Source organism: Nocardia harenae NBRC 108248 (assembly GCF_001612885.1).
Classification (GTDB): domain Bacteria; phylum Actinomycetota; class Actinomycetes; order Mycobacteriales; family Mycobacteriaceae; genus Nocardia; species Nocardia harenae.
Genome location: NZ_BDBH01000007.1, coordinates 613991 through 630455, shown reverse-complemented (window position 1 = coordinate 630455; position 16465 = coordinate 613991). Strand labels below are relative to the sequence as shown.

Genomic DNA, 16465 nt, shown 5'->3' with positions numbered 1-16465 from the left:
CACACTGGGGTGATGCCGACAGTCAGCGTGCACCGGGGGGAACTGCGACTGGACGGCGCGCCGTGGTGGCCCGCCGGGTTGAACGCCTACCAGCTCGCCACCGACTGGTCGATCAACCGCGGCTGCGGCGCCCAGGTCGACCTCGGGTCGTATTTCTCCGCACTGCACCCGAATTCGCTCACCCGGTTCAATGCCTTCGAGGCGCTGGCCACGCACCGCGTCACCGGCACGCGGGACTGGGGCCCGATCGACGCGGTCTTCACCGCGGCGGAGAGCTACGGGCAGCTGCTGATCCCGGTCCTCAGCGCCCAGGACGGCGCCTGCGAGGACGAGCAGTTCAAGCAGCACGACTGGTACATCGACGGCTGGCGCGGCCGCTTCGCCGCCTGGACCGCCGCCGCCACCGCCCGCTGGCACGGCTCCCCCGCGCTCGCCGCCTGGGAACTCGTCGGCGAACCCGAGCCCGGCATCTGCCCCGGCGGCGACTGCGCCTGGAACGCCCGCACCTGCCCGCCGGACGCCGCCGCCGTGCTGCGCGCCTTCATGGACGAGGCGGGCGCGATCGTCCGCGCCAACTCCCCCGGCACCCCCATCACCGCCGGGCTGCTCGGCGGCGGCCAATGCGGCTCCGCCGGAGACGAATACGGGCTGATCGCCGAGTCGCCGAACGTCGACATCATGCAGTACCACGACTACGGCGCCGACGGCGTCCCGCTCCCCGGCGACCAGTGGAACGGCCTCGCCCGCCGTATCGAACAGGCGGGTGCCGCCGGAAAGCCGTTGCTGGTGGCCGAGATCGGGCAGCACAGCGACCAGTCACCGGCGTCACTGGCCCAGCGCGCCGCCGATATCGCGGACAAGATCGACGGCCAGCGCGCGGCGGGCACGGCGGGCGCCCTGCTCTGGGCCTTCGTCCCGGACCCGCGCCCGGGCCAGCAGACCTACGACATCGGCCCCGGCGACCCGCTCTTCAGCATGCTGGCCCGGGAATAGTGCTGAACGCTGCGTAGACTCTCCGCACATGGCGGTCGATGAGGAGCTGGGTTTCCCGTTCGAAGAAGAAGAGCCCGTCGAAGAGGTTTTCGACGGGCGCGCTACCGGAGTCGAGGTCGAACGCCCCGCCGACGCATCGGCCGACGAGCGAGACGTGCAACCGTGGGATCCGGAGAAGATTCGGGTCGCCACGAAGAGCTTCTCGCTCCGGAACGTGCTCGACATGATCGATTCCGACGATATCGAGCTCGCGCCCGATTTTCAGCGCAACAAGGTATGGAAGCCCCGGCAGAAATCCCGCCTCATCGAGAGCCTACTGCTTCAAATTCCACTTCCCGCCTTCTACTTTGCGGAGGATGAAGACGGTTTGCTGCGGGTGGTCGATGGCTTGCAGCGGCTGTCGACTATCCATGAGTATGCACGCGAAGAAGCCTTTCCCCTGAAAGATCTCGAGTACCTTCGGGACGAACACGGCAAATCTTTCAGCCAGCTTTCTTCGCTACTGAAACGGCGCCTCCTCAACGCTCAGATCGTTACTCACGTGATCGATCCGTCCACTCCGCACGAAGTCAAGTACGATATTTTCAAGCGGATCAACACCGGCGGGGAGCCACTGAATGCCATGGAGATCCGCCACTGCATGAGCCGAACGCGCAGCCGGGAGCTATTGAAGCGCTGCGTCGCGAGTCCCAGCTTCAACGAAGCCACCGGCCACGTCCTGAAGGATCACGTCCGTATGCACGATCGCGAGGCCGCACTGCGCTTCATCGCCTTCCGCCGACTGGGCAGAATCGAAGAGTACGACCGATTCGGGTCGCTGGAACAACTTCTGGACGCGACTACCACGGATATCGACAACCCCGAGCTCGTTACCGACGCACAGCTCGATGGGTGGTTCAACGATCTGGAACGCGCGATGGTCAATGCTCGGGCAGTCTTCGGTGACCACGCCTTCCGCAAGTGGCCCACCAACTCGGAGCACAAGTCGCCAATCAACCGAGCACTGTTCGAGAGCTGGGGAGTGGTTCTTGCCGACTACGACCGGTCCGCTCTGGAAACGAACCGGGAGAAGATAGTCGAGCTGGCCCGGAAGGCCATGACCAAAAACGTCGGATACATAGCAGCCATCAGCACTTCGACCGCCGATTCTCGTCGCGTAAAGAAGCGGTTCGAAATTCCGCGGATTATCATGAAATCGGCAATGCCGTGATCGAAGAGATCTCGATCTCCAACTTCAAGAGGTTTCGGCACGTTACCCTGCCTCTGGGGCGCATAACCGTTCTCGCCGGCGTCAACGGCGGGGGAAAGAGCACGATCGTGCAGGCGCTCAACGTCGTGCACCAGAGCGCTCTGTCGAACGAAGACTTCGTCCCGCTCACCGGCTGCCCCGGCATCGATCTGGGCCGCGCCTCCGACGTGCTCTCCGCCGGAGCCTCATCGGACATCATCACTATCGGGCTGCGCGCCGGCGACCGGCACAACGAATGGCAATTCACGGGTGCGCGAGCGTCCGACGCGGCGCGGCTGGACGTCGATGTACGTCCCCTCGACCCCGTACCACCGATCGGCGCGCGGGGTGCCGAGTACACCTACCTCGCGGCGGAGCGAATCGGCCCCCGCACCAGCCATCCCACCTCGCCGCTCGTCGAACACGGCACCGCGGTGGTAGGCGAGGACGGCCGTTTCGTCGCGCACATCCTGGCATCGGGCGATCGCATGCGTATCGATGAAGCGCGGCGGCACCCCGAAGCCGCGACGGCACTCCTGCGGCACCAGGTCGAAGCCTGGATGAGCGAGTTCGTGGGACCGATGCAGATCGAAGCCCAGATCGTGCCCCGAACCGGCTTCGCAACCCTGCACGTGCACGCCGGCGGATTCGAGGACGAGTGGATGTTGCTGACCAACACCGGCTTCGGTATCAGCTACATCCTGCCGATCGTCGTTGCCGCACTGTCCGTGCCCGGCGACGCACTTCTCATCATCGACAGCCCCGAGGCCCATCTGCATCCCGCGGCTCAATCCGCCCTCGGTCGTTTCCTCGCCGTCGTAGCGGCGAGCGGCGTTCAGGTTATCGTCGAGACGCACAGTGATCACGTACTGAACGGCATTCGCCGAGCGATCGCGACCGGAGACAGCCTCGAGCACAGCGCGGCGATTGTGTACTACTTCGGCCGGGAGCCGACTCCGGTCCGTCTCTCCATCGATTCGCGCGGGGCGATGAGTGACTGGCCCGACGGCTTCTTCGATCAGATCGAGACCGACCTTCGAGAGATCAACCGACGACGAAGGGGGTAGCGGCACCGTGTGGGGGTGGCGGTTCGTCATCGACGAATCCGGGTTCGCGTTCGACACCGCGGACCCGGCCGAGATCGAGGACTCGTTCGACCGATTCCTCGTGTTGCTCGACTACGCACGCAGCACGCCCGCCGAGATCCGGCGGTCCGAGTTTCTCTTCGATATCGAGTCGAGCGATGGCCGGCGGCTTCCCGAGCTTCTATCGGACCGCGGCATCGACCGTGATATCCGCAATGCCCTGTGGACCGCGCTGGACCGCGTGGGGAAGTACGACGACGAACCGGATGAACTCGCATATCGGATCGATGGCGCCGACGTCGCCATCGCACCCAGCGCCGGTATCGCCGCGGTGAAAGCACGATCGGGCTACGACTTGGCCTGTCTCACGACGCAGCACGCGGCACGGTCGGGAGAGTGCGTGGTTGCCGACATAGCGGATCCGGGGCGCGAGTCGACGGTGTACTTTCTCCGGTCGGAGCGCGACGCACCTGAATTCTGGCGGCGCATCCTGTGTCGGGACGAGCACTCGGTGGCGGACCTGGAAGCGCACGCCGAACTGTTCTTTCCGCGAACGGTCTTCGCCGATGGAATCTGGGCACAGGTCAGCAGATTCGAGGGCGCGCGTCTCGCCGTGTGGCCGCTTCTGGTACGCAATCTCGGGGGCCTCGCCGACCATGCCGCCGCGGTGTGGGCCTCTGAGGTAGAGCCGCATCGCCGGATGAGTCAGATGCAGAGCCGGGCGAGTGTCAACTGCTCGCCGGAGAGCCCGAAGACGCACGCCAACGTGAAGGCGATGCGAAAGCGGACCGTGACGTTCGACGAGGGGGACGTGGTGTGCGAGTGGCACGTCAAACTGGAGCGTCATCGTAACCGGGTGCATTTCGCGGTGCAGAGCGGACGGGTATACGTCGGCTTCTTCGTCCGCCATATGACGACCTGATCAGCCACGTGGCGGGATCACCCGGTACAACCGCCAATCCGGCTGGTCCTGCCCGTCGTTCGGCGCCTCCAGCTCCAGGACAGCGACCTCACCCCCGTTCTCGTAGATGGTCGGATACCGCCGGTTGACCGCGTCGGCGGCGCCGCGGCCGGTGGCCGGGACGGCGAGGATGTAGCGGACGCCGTGCGCGGCGGGGTCGCTGAGGACGGTGATGAAATCCTCGTCGGAGGGGATGACGAACTGCTTGGGATTGTCCGAGGCGACCACGATGCCGAAGCCGGAGACGGAGTCGGTGACGACCGAGCCGTCCGGGAGGTGCTGCGCGTCGAGGTAGTCGGCGATGGCGCGCTCGGTGCGGAAGGAGGCGAGGATGCGGCGCTCGGTGTCGACCGTGGGCGCGGTGTCGCCGGGTCCGGTGAAGAGCGAGCGCAGCGCGTACTGCTGCACCGAGAGGGTCGGCTCGGCGAGGCCGAGTGCGGTGAGCGGCAGGCTCAGCACCAGCAGCGCGGCGGCGAGCGCGGCGGCGGCGCGGGCGCGGGGCAGGGCGGCGCCGCGCGGGCGGGCATTGCGGCCGGGGCGGCGGGCGGGGGGCGCGCCGACCGGCGGGGCCAGCTGCAGGGTGTAGACGCAGACCAGCGGAATGCCCGCGATGTAGAAGCGGAGCAGCGGGAAGGTCGCGCCGCGGAAGTAGGCGTACGCCTGGAAGGCGAGCACCGAGCCGAGGACCAGCGTCGGCACCAGCACCTCGACGTCCCGGCGGCGCAGGCCGAGCGCCAGCGCGACCGGTGCGATCAGCGGCAGCGCGGGGGCGAGCACCAGCAGGCCGGCCGCGGAGAAGCCGAGCGCGGCGAGCCCCTGCTGCGCCGCGCCGCCGGACTGCTCGATGATGGCGGCATTGCCGTAGGCGGAGCTGAACTGGGCCAGCCCCTCGCCGGTGAGCAGCCAGCTGGTGACGAACCAGGTGAGCACCGCGAGCACGCCGGGCCCGATCAGGATGAGCGCGTCCAGCACCCCGGCGGCCAGCCGGTCGCCCCTGGTGCGGCCGCGGCTCGCCCGGTAGCTGCGCAGCGCGACGAAGGCGGCGGCGACCGCGATCGGCACCACGGCGTCGTACCTGGCCAGGTAACCGAGCCCGAGCGCGGCGCCCGCGGTGATCAGGTCGTGGATGTCGTCGGTGCGGACCCAGCGGATCAGCCTGCGCACCCCCCAGCAGACGCAGAAGACGAACGGCGCCTCGCTCATCCCGGTCAGGGCGTAGCAGAGGATCATCGGGTTCACCGCGAAGACCGCCGTCACCAGCGCGGTCAGCCACCGGGGCGCGCCGCGGTCCACGCCGATTCCGTACACCTGCACCACCGCGCCCGCCATGAAGAGCGCGGAGACCACCACCCCGGCCACGCCGTACCGGGTCAGCGCGGGCAGCCACGGGCTCAGCGCTACCAGCGGCAGCTCCAGCAGCGCGGTGAGCGGGGTGAAGACGAAGCCGATGGCGGCCAGGTGCGGGTCGCGACTGAAGAGCACCGCCTGCACCGCCTGCACCCGGCTCAGCGCGTCGCCCATGAGGTAGCCGTAACGCACCGCGAGCAGCCAGCCGAGCACCAGGTAGACCAGGGCCGCACCGGCGAAGAGCAGCCGCGTCCTCACGGCGCGGGCTCGTCGGTCGTGACCTCCAGCCCGTGCGCGGTCTTCTCCCAGTACGACGGGTTGCGCAGCAGCTGCCACACCCCCTTGATGGCGGCGATGCTCATCATGAACCAGTAGATCGGCACGGTCAGGCAGGCGACGAGCAGCCGGGGGTCGCGGCCCTCGCGGCAGCCGATCAGATTCATGTAGATGGTCAGCGCGTTGCCGAGCACCAGGCTGATCAGCGCCGGGTAGTAGACCGCGGGCGGGAAGACCAAGCCCACCGCGCGCGGCTGGCCGAGCAGCCAGAGCACCAGCACCAGCCAGAAGAGCGCGTTCACGCAGGCGATCAGCGGGGTGCCGGCGAGCAGCAGGGTGAAGCGCAGGAAGGCGGCCGGGCCGATCGAGCGCCAGAGCCGCACCGGGTGCCTGGTGTGTACCAGCCAGGACTGGAGGTACCCCTTGTACCAGCGGGAACGCTGGCGCAGCCAGTTGATCGGGTCGCTGTTCGCCTCCTCCCAGGTGATCGAGTTCAGCACCGCGGTGCGGTAGCCGTTGATCGCGAGCCGGACCCCGAGGTCGGCGTCCTCGGTGACGTTGTACGGGTCCCAGGCGCCGATGTGGTCGAGCACCCGGCGCAGCAGGTGGTTGGAGGTGCCGCCGAGCGGGATCGGCGCGTTCACCCGCATGACGCCGGGCAGCAGGTAGCTGAACCAGACGTCGTACTCCACGGTGAACCAGCCGGTGAGCAGGTTCTGCCTGCCGTTGCGGAAGGCGAGCTTGGCCTGCACGCAGGCGGTGCGCGGGTCCGAGCGGGCGAAGGTGGCGACCACCTTGCGCAGCTGCAGCGGGTCCGGGATGTCCTCGGCGTCGTAGATGGTGAGAATCTCGCCGGTGGCGAAGTGCAGCCCGTAGTTGCAGGCCTTGGGTTTGGTGCGCGGGTCGGCGGCGGGTACCAGCACAACGGTGGCCACCTGCTCCACCCCGGCGGCGGCCGCGGCGGCGATGGTGGTGTCGTCGTCCTCCTCCAGCAGCAGCAGGATCTGCAGTTTGTCGGCGGGGTAGTCGAGCGCGCGCATGGCGGCGATGAGCTGGCCGATCACCTCGGTCTCGTCGTAGGCGGGCATGAGCACGGTGTAGGGCGGGAGCTCGGCGTCCGGGATGGCGCGCGCCTCGTCGTCGTCGATCTGCACGATGGCGTCGGCGGGCAGCCCGCGCCGGAAGATCACCAGCCGGTCGAGCAGCGCGGCGACGTAGGCCAGCGTGCTCACCGCGGTGAGCGTGGTGAGGGTGGGGATCGGCGCGACGATGCCGCCCGCCACCAGCAGTGCGAGCAGCACCAGCGCGACGGCGCGCTGCCACGGCGTGAAGGGCACCGCCGCCGACGCGCTCGGGGTGCGCTCGCGCAGCCCGGAGACGGCGTCGTGCAGCGCGGCGGCGCGGAACGCGGGATCGGTCACGGCGCCTCCCACTGCCTGGCGACCAGCGCCCGGCCGAAGGTGGTGAGCAGGTCGACGTCCTTGTACTCGGGTTTGTCGTCCACCGCGACGGCATTGCCGCGCATCAGGATGGTGAAGGTCTGGGCGGCGATCGAGCCCATGTTCGGCGTCGGCTCGGGGAACGGGGCATCCGGCTCGTGGTTGTCGACCGCGATCACCCGCACCGACTGCACCACGGCGCCGCGGCGCCAGATCAAGCTCAGGTAGGTCCAGGTGAGGAAGAGGTTCTCGTCCACGATGGTGTAGATCCGGCCGGTCTGGCCGGGGGCCAGCTCGATGGTGAGCGGGTCGGAGCGGCGGGCGTAGATGGTGGAGTACAGCGTCTGGCCCGGGTAGACCTGCAGGGTGAAGACGTCGTCGGTGTTCAGGGTGTCGACCACAAGGGTGCGCCTGCGGCCCTTGGCGTCCCAGGCGTCGACCACGCGGTCGGCGGTCACCACCTGGCGGACCAGCGTGGCGCCGGTGCCGTAGTACTGCGGCGCCCAGTCCAGCCGGGCGAACCCGGTCTGGGTCCAGCCGTCCGGCACGCTCAGCCCGGGGACGTCGGCGAGCGGCGGGCCGGTGCCGATCCGCTGGTCGATCGGGGGCGGCAGGGGCAGCAGGAAGAGCGCGAGGGTGATGGCGGCCAGCAGGATCAGCGCGGGCCACGGCCGCGTGACCGTCGGCTCGCGGCGCGGGACGAGGTGCGCGTTCGGCTCCTTGTTCCTGATGGTGTGCCAGATGAAGTAGAGCCCGACCGCCGCCGCGGCGATGGCGGCGGGCAGCTGCTGCGCGAAGGGATTCGGGATGCCCGTGGTCGCCAGGTCGAGCAGCCCGACCAGCACCAGCCCGACCAGCAGCCCCAGCACCGCGCCGAGCAGCCCGCGCCGCCAGGTGCGGGCCACCGCGATCCCCGCGCAGAACCCGACGAAGAGCACCGACACCAGCGCCGATGCCTTCCAGTCGCCGCCGAGCAGCACCGCGAGCGCGCGGTACGGCAGCGGGCCGAAGAGCACCACCACCAGCCAGACCGGCCAGAACCGCCCGGTCGCGCGCAGCCCGAACATGAGCACGCAGCCGCCGAAGTAGTAGGCGACGCCCGCGTACATGTCCAGCCGCAGCAGGTCGAAGGTGTCGGGGTAGCGGGGGACCAGCAGCCCGACGATCACCACCGCCAGGATCAGCGCCATCCCGCCGACGATGTAGTCCACCTGCCGGTCGTGGATCGGCAGCTCGCGGTACCGGCGCCGGGCGATGCCGAGCGCGGCCACCAGCGCGAGCAGCGGGAGCAGCACCAGGTAGCCGATGCGCTGGCCGTTCTCGGCGCTGGGTTGCAGGCGGTTCAGCGACGCGTCGAAGGCGATCGCGCCGCCGCCGACGATGGGCGCCCAGCGCAGGGTGATCGCGATGATCGGGTGCCGGAACCAGAGCGGGGCACGCGCCGCCGTCTCGGTGCTCACGGCGCACCCCGGCCGGACGCTGTCGGCGACGCGGCCCGCCCGCTCGGTGACCACCGCGCGGCCCCGGCGCCCGGCGTTCCCGGCACACCGGATTTCGCCCGCGCGCCCGGCGGCCTCCGGCTCCCCCGTACCTCGCGCACTGCCCGTTTCACGTGCGGCACAACGGGTTTCGCTCGCGCGTCCGGCGGCTTCCGACTTCCCGGTACCTCGCGCACGGCCGGTGCCCGTCTCACGCCCGGCGGCCGGGGTTCCGGCGGGCTCGGGCGAGCAGCACGACAACGGCGCCGATCAACCCGATGCCGAGCAGCACCGCGCCCGCGACGAGCACCGTGGTGTGGTCGTCGGCGGGGCGCTCGACGGCAGGCGCGGCCGGTTCCTGCAGCAGCACCGGCTCCCGGTCGCCGGTCTGCACCAGGACGCCGCCGCGCAGCCCGTACCAGCGGTCCGGCTCGGCGCGCAGCCAATCCAGCACCCGGTCGGCGGCGGCGGGATCGCCGGTGGAGGTGGCGACCAGCACCATGCGGTCGCCGCTCCAGGCGGCCTGCAGCGAGCCGAGCCGCTGGCCGGTCAGGTCGACGCGCTGCGCGGGGCCGCCGCCGGGGTCGGCGACGGTGACGGTCGGGCCGGTCACGGTGAGCGGCAGGTCGAGCGAGTCCGGGAGCCCGCCGTCGGCGGCGATCAGGACGGCGGGGCGGTCCGAGGCGAGCGCGGCGTCCAGCGGGACCAGCTCCGGGCGCAGCGGCGTCAGCGTCATCCGCTGCACTCCGGCGAGCAGGCCGAGCGCGCGGTTCGCGTCGGCGAGCGTGCCCGCGCTCAGCCCGACCTGCACGACCGGCATGAGCGCCTGCGGCAGCGCCTCGAAGCCGCCCGGCACCGGCGGCACCAGGAGTTCGCTGGTCACCGTGCTCTCCGGGTCCAGGGTGAGCGTGATCGGCTGCGCCGCCTCGCAGAGCGCGGTCCCCGCGACCTGCAGCCCGACCACGACCTCCGTGAAACGGCCGAGCAACCGATCCGGGACATCGATCCAGCGGTCGATGCGGCCGGAGCCGTCCAGTGGCCAGCTGGCCAGCGGGCTGTCGCCGATATTCACCACCAGCTGGCCGTTCGCCACCTCCGGCAGCGGGGTGTAATTGCCGCGCAGGTGGATCCGCACATTTCCGGATGGCCGGCCGAGCCGGGTCTGGTCCACCGCGATCGGGATGCGGACCCGGCCCGGCCCGGTCGCGCTCAGCGTGGTGACGCCGAGCCCGCGCAGCGTGACGCTGTCCGGGGCGAGCTTCGGCGCCTGCTCCAGCGAACCGGCGACGGCGTCGGTGTCCGCGGCGATCCAGGCCATATTGCTGGTGATCAGCCGGGCCTGGATGCGCAGCTCGGGGCCGCGGCCGGTGACCGCGAGCACCGGGCCGCCCGGTGCCGTCGTCCGCAGGGTGGTGCCCGCGGTGTCCGCCTCGGTGATCACCACCCGGCGCTCCAGCAGCCCCGGCGGGTCGGCGGGGACGGTGTTGCCCGGCCCGAGCGGGCGCAGCTCCACCGCGACGGTCTGATTGGCGTACCTGGCCACCACCGCGGTGCCGAGCTCCAGCGCGGCGGCGCTCTCCGCCGCCGAGGGGGTGGCGGGCAGGTAGAGCGTGAGCCGGTTCAGCACCGGCGGCAGAAAGTCCGCGATCACCGCGGGCTGTACCTCGTCGCCGGTGTAGTCGACGCTCGTGTCCACGAGGGTGAGCGTGCCCGGCTCCGCCGCGCACCAGCCCGCCCCCATGGCGGTCAGGTGCGAGTGCAGCGTGACCGTGGCCGCGCCGTTCACCACCGGCACCCCGGCCAGCGGGAAACTCACCGGGAGCGTGGAGCTGCCCGGCGGCACCTCGACCGAGCCGACCACCCGCCCCTGCACCTCGACATCGATCCGCCCGGTCCCGGCGTCCGGGGCGACCTGGAGGGTGCCGCGCAGCGCGGCGGGCGCCATGCCGGGCGGCACCGGGACCACCAGTGCGACCACGTCGTCGCGGCCCTCGAAGGTCTGCGCCGCGGTGAGCCCGAGCGCGGGGAGCGGGAACTGCGCGTCCCGCCGGAGCGGCGTCGCCCCCGCGGGCGCGGTCAGCAGCAGCACCGCGACCCCGGCCGCCGCGCAGCGCGCGATACCGGACCGGATCGAGCCGGCGACCGTCATGCCCACACCTCCACCACACGAGCCGAGATCAGGACGAACGGCTCGACCATAGCGCCGTAAGCGCAGGTCACTTCGGTGCGTGCGAGTGCGTGTCGGTTTCCGGGCGGTGCCGCGGGCACCCGGGTCGATCCGGTCCCGCGGCAGCACAGTGCCTGCCACTTGGCCGCGCTGGGCAGCCCGGCAGCGGGACAGGCGCGGCACCGCCGGGCGGCCCAGCGGGCCCGCCTGGAGCTCAGCTCGCCAGGCAGCCGGGGCCGAGCAGCGCCTTGAGGTCGCCCATGAGCGCCGAGGACGGCGAGACCCGGAGCGAGTCGGAGAGCTTGAGCACGGTGGTCTTCTCCCTGGCGCCGACGTAGCGCACGTGCACGTCCGCGGTGCCCGGGTGCCTGGTGAGCACCCGCTTGAGTTCGCTGACCTTGTCCGGGGTGCAGTTCCGCGTGGTCATGGTGACGGCGAGCGGCTTGGCCACGCCGATGGCGGAGAGATCCGGCACCGCGAGGTCGTTGGCGATCAGCGAGACCCGGTCGTCGCGCACGCTGACCCGCGCCTTCACCAGCACGATGGCGTCCTCGACCACGTCCATGCCGTAGAGCTGGTACGACTGCGGGAAGAAGAGCACCTCGATGCCGCCGGTCAGGTCCTCGAGCTGGGCCGAGGCCCAGGCCAGGCCGTTCTTGTTGACCCTGCGGTTCACCGAGGCCAGGATGCCGCCGACGGTCACCTGGGTGCCGTCCTTGAGGTCGCCCTCCAGGATGGCCGGGATCTGGGTGTCGGCCTGCGCGGCCAGCACGTGCTCGACCCCGTTGAGCGGGTGCCCGGAGACGTAGAGCCCGAGCATCTCGCGCTCCAGCGCCAGCCGGTGCTTGGACTCCCACTCGTCGTCCGGCACCGAGACATTGAAGACCGAGGTGATCGACTCGTCGGCGTCCATCCCGCCGAAGAGGTCGAACTGCCCGATCGCCTCGGCCTTCTTGGTGGTCATCACCGCGTCGATGGCGTCCGAGTGGATGAGCAGCAGCCCCTTGCGCGGGTGCCCGAGCGAGTCGAAGGCGCCCGCCTTGATCAGCGACTCGGTGACCTTCTTGGTGCAGGCGACGGTATCGATCTTGTTCAGGTAGTCGGAGAAGTCGGTGTACTTCGACTTCTCCTTGCGCGCCGCCAGGATCGAGGCCACCACATTGGCGCCGACATTGCGCACCGCGCCGAGCCCGAACCGCACGTCGGTGCCGACCGAGGCGAAGTTCAGCTCGGACTCGTTCACGTCCGGGGGAAGCACGTGCACGCCGAGCCTGCGGCAGTCCGAGAGGTAGACGGCGGCCTTGTCCTTGTCGTCGCCGACGCTGGTGAGCAGCGCCGCCATGTACTCGGCGGGGTAGTTCGCCTTGAAGTAGGCGGTCCAGTAGGAGACCAGGCCGTAGGCGGCGGCGTGCGACTTGTTGAAGGCGTAGCCGGCGAACGGGAGGATGGTGTCCCAGAGCGCCTTGATGGCGGCCGTGGAGTAGCCGTTGGCCCGCATGCCCGCCTCGAAGCCCTCGAACTCCGCGGCCAGCACCTCGGCCTTCTTCTTGCCCATGGCGCGGCGCAGGATGTCGGCGCGGCCGAGCGAGTACCCGGCCACCTTCTGCGCGACGTGCATGATCTGCTCCTGGTACACGATCAGGCCGTAGGTCTCGCCCAGGATCTCCTTCAGCGGCTCGGCCAGCTCCGGGTGGATCGGCTTGACCTCCTGCCGCCCGTTCTTCCGGTCCGCGTAGTCGTTGTGCGCGTTCATCCCCATCGGGCCGGGGCGGTAGAGCGCGCCGACGGCAACGATGTCCTCGAAGGCGGTGGGCTGCATCCGGCGCAGCAGGTCGCGCATGGGGCCGCCGTCCAGCTGGAAGACGCCGAGCGTGTCGCCGCGCTGCAGCAGCCGGTAGGTGGCCTCGTCGTCCAGCGGCAGGGCGTCCAGGTCGATCTCGATGCCGCGGTTGAGCCTGGCGTTGTCGATGGCGTCGCCGAGCACGGTGAGGTTGCGCAGGCCCAGGAAGTCCATCTTGAGCAGCCCGATGGCCTCGCAGGACGGGTAGTCCCAGCCGGTGATGATGGCGCCGTCCTGGGCCCGCTTCCAGACCGGGATGGCATCGGTGAGCGGCTCCGAGGACATGATCACCGCGCAGGCGTGCACGCCCGCGTTGCGGATCAGCCCCTCCAGGCCGCGCGCCGTCTCGTAGATCTTGGCGATGTCCGGGTTGCTGTTGATCAGCTCGCGGACCTCGGCGGCCTCCTTGTACCGCTCGTGGTTCGGATCCGTGATTCCCGATACGGAAATGTCCTTCGCCATGATCGGCGGCGGCAGCGCCTTGGTGATCTGGTCGGCGATGGCGAAGCCGGGCTGGCCGTAGAGCACCCGCGCCGAGTCCTTGATCGCGGCCTTGGTCTTGATGGTGCCGAAGGTGATCACCTGGGCGACCTTGTCGGTGCCCCACTGCTCGGTGGCGTAGCGCACCATCTCGCCGCGGCGGCGATCGTCGAAGTCGATATCGATATCCGGCATCGAGACGCGCTCGGGGTTCAGGAAGCGCTCGAAGAGCAGGCCGTGCGGGATCGGGTCGATATTCGTGATGTGCAGGGCGTAGGCCACCAGCGAACCGGCCGCCGAGCCGCGGCCGGGGCCGACCCGGATGCCGACCTCGCGCGCGTGCTTGATCAGGTCGCCGACGACCAGGAAGTAGGCCGGGAAGCCCATCTCCAGGATGACGCTGATCTCGTAGTCGGCCCGGTCGGCGTACTCGCGCGGCACCCCGCCGGGGAAGCGCTGGTCCAGGCCGCGGGCGACCTCTTTGCGCAGCCAGCTGGCCTCGGTCTCGCCGTCGGGCACCGGGAAGACCGGCATCCGGTCGCGGTGCTGCCAGACCTCGTCGTAGGACTGCACCCGCTCGCCGATGAGCACCGTGTTGTCACAGGCGCCTGGCACCTCGGCGTCCCAGATGGCGCGCATCTCGGCGGCTGACTTGAGGTAGTAGCCGTCGCCGTCGAACTTGAACCGGGTCGGGTCGGACAGCGTCTTGCCGGTCTGGATGCAGAGCAGCGCCTCGTGGTTGGTCGACTGGTCCTTGGTGACGTAGTGGCAGTCGTTGGTGGCCAGCGGCGGGATGTCGAGCTGCTTGCTGATCATCAGCAGCCCCTCGCGCACCCGGCGCTCGATGGAGAGGCCGTGGTCCATCACCTCGAGGAAGAAGTTCTCCGGGCCGAAGATCTCCTGCCACTTGGCCGCCGCCTCCAGCGCCTCGCGCTCGTGGCCGAGCCGCAGCCGGGTCTGCACCTCGCCCGACGGGCAGCCGGTGGTGGCGATGATGCCTTCGGCGTGCGCGGCGATGATCTCCTCGTCCATCCGCGCCCACTTGCCCAGCTGGCCCTCGATCGAGGCCAGGCTGGAGAGCTTGAACAGGTTGCGCAGCCCGGTCGCGTTCTCCGCGACCATGGTCATGTGGGTGTAGGCGCCGGAGCCGGAGACGTCGTCGCCCTTCTGGCTCGGGTCGCCCCACTGCACGCGCTTGGTGTCGAAGCGGGAGCCGGGCGCGATGTAGGCCTCGATCCCGATGATCGGTGTGATACCGGCCTTCTTGGCGGAGTTGTAGAACTCGGAGGCGCCGTACATGTTGCCGTGGTCCGTCATGCCAACCGCGGTCATCCCGAGCCGGTTCGCCTCGGCGAAGAGCGGCGAGATCTTGGCCGCGCCGTCGAGCATCGAGTACTCGGTGTGGTTGTGCAGGTGAACGAAACCGGACTCGGCCAAGACGGTCCTACCTCCCAGGGTCGCGACGGGATCGGGACGCATTTCGCTCGGCGAGGAGGCGCGCCGCCCCGCCGTCGATCCGGCCCGAGTGGCCGAGTTTAGGCGTCGGTGCGAGCCCGTGCGAGCCGCCCCGCCGACGCTGCGGGACGGGCGGTATGCATCTCGGCGCGTCGCCTCCGGCGCGCCGGAAACGGCTCCGGTTCGGTCCGGGATCCGCCATCGGGTGGCGCCGCGGCGAACATCCGGCACCGAGGTCCGCGCGGTCCGGCGGCCATCCGGCAGCGGGGGCAGGGCGGTCCGGTCGCGGCACCGGGCTCACCCCGTCCGCTGATCGGTAGCGGGCGGCCGCACCGCGCTGCCCGGCCCCTCGTCCGCGGCGCTCCACCCGGTGCGCCCGCCCACCCCATCCAGCACGGCGGTCACCTCCCGGACCCGGCCGGTCCGGTCCAGCGTCGCCACCTCCACCTCCAGCCCCCGCAACCGCCCGCGCCCGGCCCCGAGCCCGTACGCCCCGGCCAGGCGACTGCGAATCCGCAGGTCCGGGTGCGGCCAGTCCTGCCCCGCGATCAGCAGCACGGCCTTCTGCGTACGCACCCGCCCCGCCAGCGTCCGCGCCCTGGCGGGCGGGACGGCGACCCGGTGATCGAGCACGACGAGATCGATCCCGTCGGTCAGCGCCGCCACCACGCCGAGCGGATCCTGCCCCGGATCCCGAATGACGGCGAGCCGCTCCAGCGCACCGCCCATCTCGTGGAAGGCGAGCAGCCCGCGCCGCCCGCCGCCGACCAGCGCGGCCCACGCGCCGTCGGCAGTGACGGCGGCCAGCAACCCGAGCAGCACCGCGCTGGTCCCGGCGTAGGTCACCGTCGACCCCGTGGCCAGCCCGCCGTCCGGAAAGATCGGGCCGAGCGCGGGCGGGACCGCGAGCACCGGGGTGCGGGCGGCGGCGGGAACCCGGTCGATGACGTCGCGCAGCGCCGCCACCCGCTCGGCCTTCGACAGGGCGGCCAGGCGCTCCGGGTCGAGCCGGTCGCGCGCGCTCATCGCCAGATCCACTCGAACATACTTTCGAGTCTGTCACACCCCCGTGCTACGGGAGCGCCGGTGTTCGCAATCTTGATATACCGATCCACTTAGGACCGGATCCGTCCTAACCCCCGGACATACTCGAATCATGAGCGAATCCGACATCACCGACTACAACGACCCGAACGCCCCCTGGAACCAGGCATGGGACCAGGAGGGCAGCATCGCCGGCTGGAACGACGACGTGATCACCGAGTTCCGGGCGAACGCGGGCAAGGTGGGCGGCGCCTACGCGGGCGGCGACCTCATCCTGCTCACCACCACCGGCGCGAGGAGCGGCAAGCCGCACACCACCCCGCTCGGCCCCCTCTACCGCGGCGACACCCTGTACGTGAGTTCGTTCGTCGAGGACCGGTACCCCGCGTGGTGGCACAACATCAAGGCGAATCCGCAGGTCACCGTCGAGCTCGGGGACCGGACCCACCGCGCCACCGGCAAGGTGCTCGAAGGGGCGGAGTACGACGAGTTCGCGGCCTGGGCGCTGGCCGAGAACCCGCTGCTCGCGGACTTCCAGTCCAAGGTCGACCGGCCGATGCCGCTGGTGGTGCTCACCCTCGGCGAGGCGGGCTCCCGGTAGCGCACACCGCGCGCGGCACGGCGGCTTCCCGGCCCGGCGTGCCGCCGCGCGGACGTACCTGCCAGGGTGGA

At 70.4% G+C, this 16465-nt stretch carries 11 protein-coding genes; 5 read left to right on the top strand and 6 right to left on the bottom strand.

All coding sequences use genetic code 11. The features are described 5' to 3' along the window. Window positions 1-12: 12 nt before the first annotated feature. From NH2_RS18455 to NH2_RS18440, 4 genes are read left to right on the top strand one after another with little or no spacing between them, the layout of a single operon-like run. A complete protein-coding gene (locus NH2_RS18455) occupies window positions 13-993 on the top strand; it encodes a beta-mannosidase (RefSeq protein WP_245650633.1) in 981 nt (326 codons plus the stop codon). 28 nt (window positions 994-1021) lie between these two features. Beyond that, window positions 1022-2203, top strand: coding sequence for a DUF262 domain-containing protein (locus NH2_RS18450; RefSeq protein ID WP_067655352.1), 1182 nt, complete (start codon window positions 1022-1024; stop codon window positions 2201-2203). Next, entirely contained in the window at window positions 2200-3288 is a 1089-nt protein-coding gene (locus NH2_RS18445) for an AAA family ATPase (RefSeq protein ID WP_067655349.1), read from the top strand. Before NH2_RS18450 ends, NH2_RS18445 begins: the two co-directional genes overlap by 4 nt. Window positions 3289-3295: 7 nt before the next feature. After that, complete coding sequence (locus NH2_RS18440; protein WP_067655346.1) at window positions 3296-4228, top strand: hypothetical protein; 933 nt, start codon at window positions 3296-3298, stop codon at window positions 4226-4228. Here NH2_RS18440 and NH2_RS18435 read toward each other — a convergent pair whose 3' ends face one another. The 6 genes from NH2_RS18435 to imuA' form a co-directional block, all read right to left on the bottom strand. Further along, a complete protein-coding gene (locus tag NH2_RS18435) occupies window positions 4229-5872 on the bottom strand; it encodes a glycosyltransferase family 39 protein (RefSeq protein WP_067655343.1) in 1644 nt (547 codons plus the stop codon). Further along, window positions 5869-7311 carry a glycosyltransferase gene (locus tag NH2_RS18430; RefSeq protein WP_245650632.1) on the bottom strand — a complete coding sequence of 481 codons (1443 nt, stop codon included), beginning with the start codon at window positions 7309-7311 and terminating at the stop codon, window positions 5869-5871. Before NH2_RS18430 ends, NH2_RS18435 begins: the two co-directional genes overlap by 4 nt. After that, window positions 7308-8789, bottom strand: coding sequence for a hypothetical protein (locus NH2_RS18425; RefSeq protein WP_157103838.1), 1482 nt, complete (start codon window positions 8787-8789; stop codon window positions 7308-7310). Before NH2_RS18425 ends, NH2_RS18430 begins: the two co-directional genes overlap by 4 nt. 229 nt (window positions 8790-9018) lie before the next feature. Next, window positions 9019-10956 carry a cellulose biosynthesis cyclic di-GMP-binding regulatory protein BcsB gene (locus NH2_RS18420; RefSeq protein ID WP_067655334.1) on the bottom strand — a complete coding sequence of 646 codons (1938 nt, stop codon included), beginning with the start codon at window positions 10954-10956 and terminating at the stop codon, window positions 9019-9021. 232 nt (window positions 10957-11188) lie between these two features. Beyond that, entirely contained in the window at window positions 11189-14731 is a 3543-nt protein-coding gene (gene dnaE / locus NH2_RS18415) for a DNA polymerase III subunit alpha (RefSeq protein WP_067655332.1), read from the bottom strand. 315 nt (window positions 14732-15046) lie between these two features. Beyond that, a complete protein-coding gene (imuA', locus tag NH2_RS18410) occupies window positions 15047-15775 on the bottom strand; it encodes a DnaE2-dependent mutagenesis accessory factor ImuA' (protein ID WP_157103837.1) in 729 nt (242 codons plus the stop codon). A gap of 130 nt (window positions 15776-15905) precedes the next feature. Between imuA' and NH2_RS18405 the strand changes: the two genes are divergently transcribed. Further along, the gene (locus NH2_RS18405) at window positions 15906-16394 is read left to right on the top strand and encodes a nitroreductase/quinone reductase family protein (protein ID WP_067655327.1); all 489 of its coding nucleotides are present in this window, start codon (window positions 15906-15908) and stop codon (window positions 16392-16394) included. Window positions 16395-16465 lie beyond the last annotated feature (71 nt).

What these genes read in the sequence shown, in the direction of transcription:
- imuA' (WP_157103837.1), bottom strand. Translation starts at nt 15,775, where the DNA reads ATGAGCGCGCGCGACCGGCTCGACCCGGAGCGCCTGGCCGCCCTGTCG.
- NH2_RS18405 (WP_067655327.1), top strand. Translation starts at nt 15,906, where the DNA reads ATGAGCGAATCCGACATCACCGACTACAACGACCCGAACGCCCCCTGG.
- NH2_RS18455 (WP_245650633.1), top strand. Translation starts at nt 13, where the DNA reads ATGCCGACAGTCAGCGTGCACCGGGGGGAACTGCGACTGGACGGCGCG.
- NH2_RS18420 (WP_067655334.1), bottom strand. Translation starts at nt 10,956, where the DNA reads ATGACGGTCGCCGGCTCGATCCGGTCCGGTATCGCGCGCTGCGCGGCG.
- NH2_RS18450 (WP_067655352.1), top strand. Translation starts at nt 1,022, where the DNA reads ATGGCGGTCGATGAGGAGCTGGGTTTCCCGTTCGAAGAAGAAGAGCCC.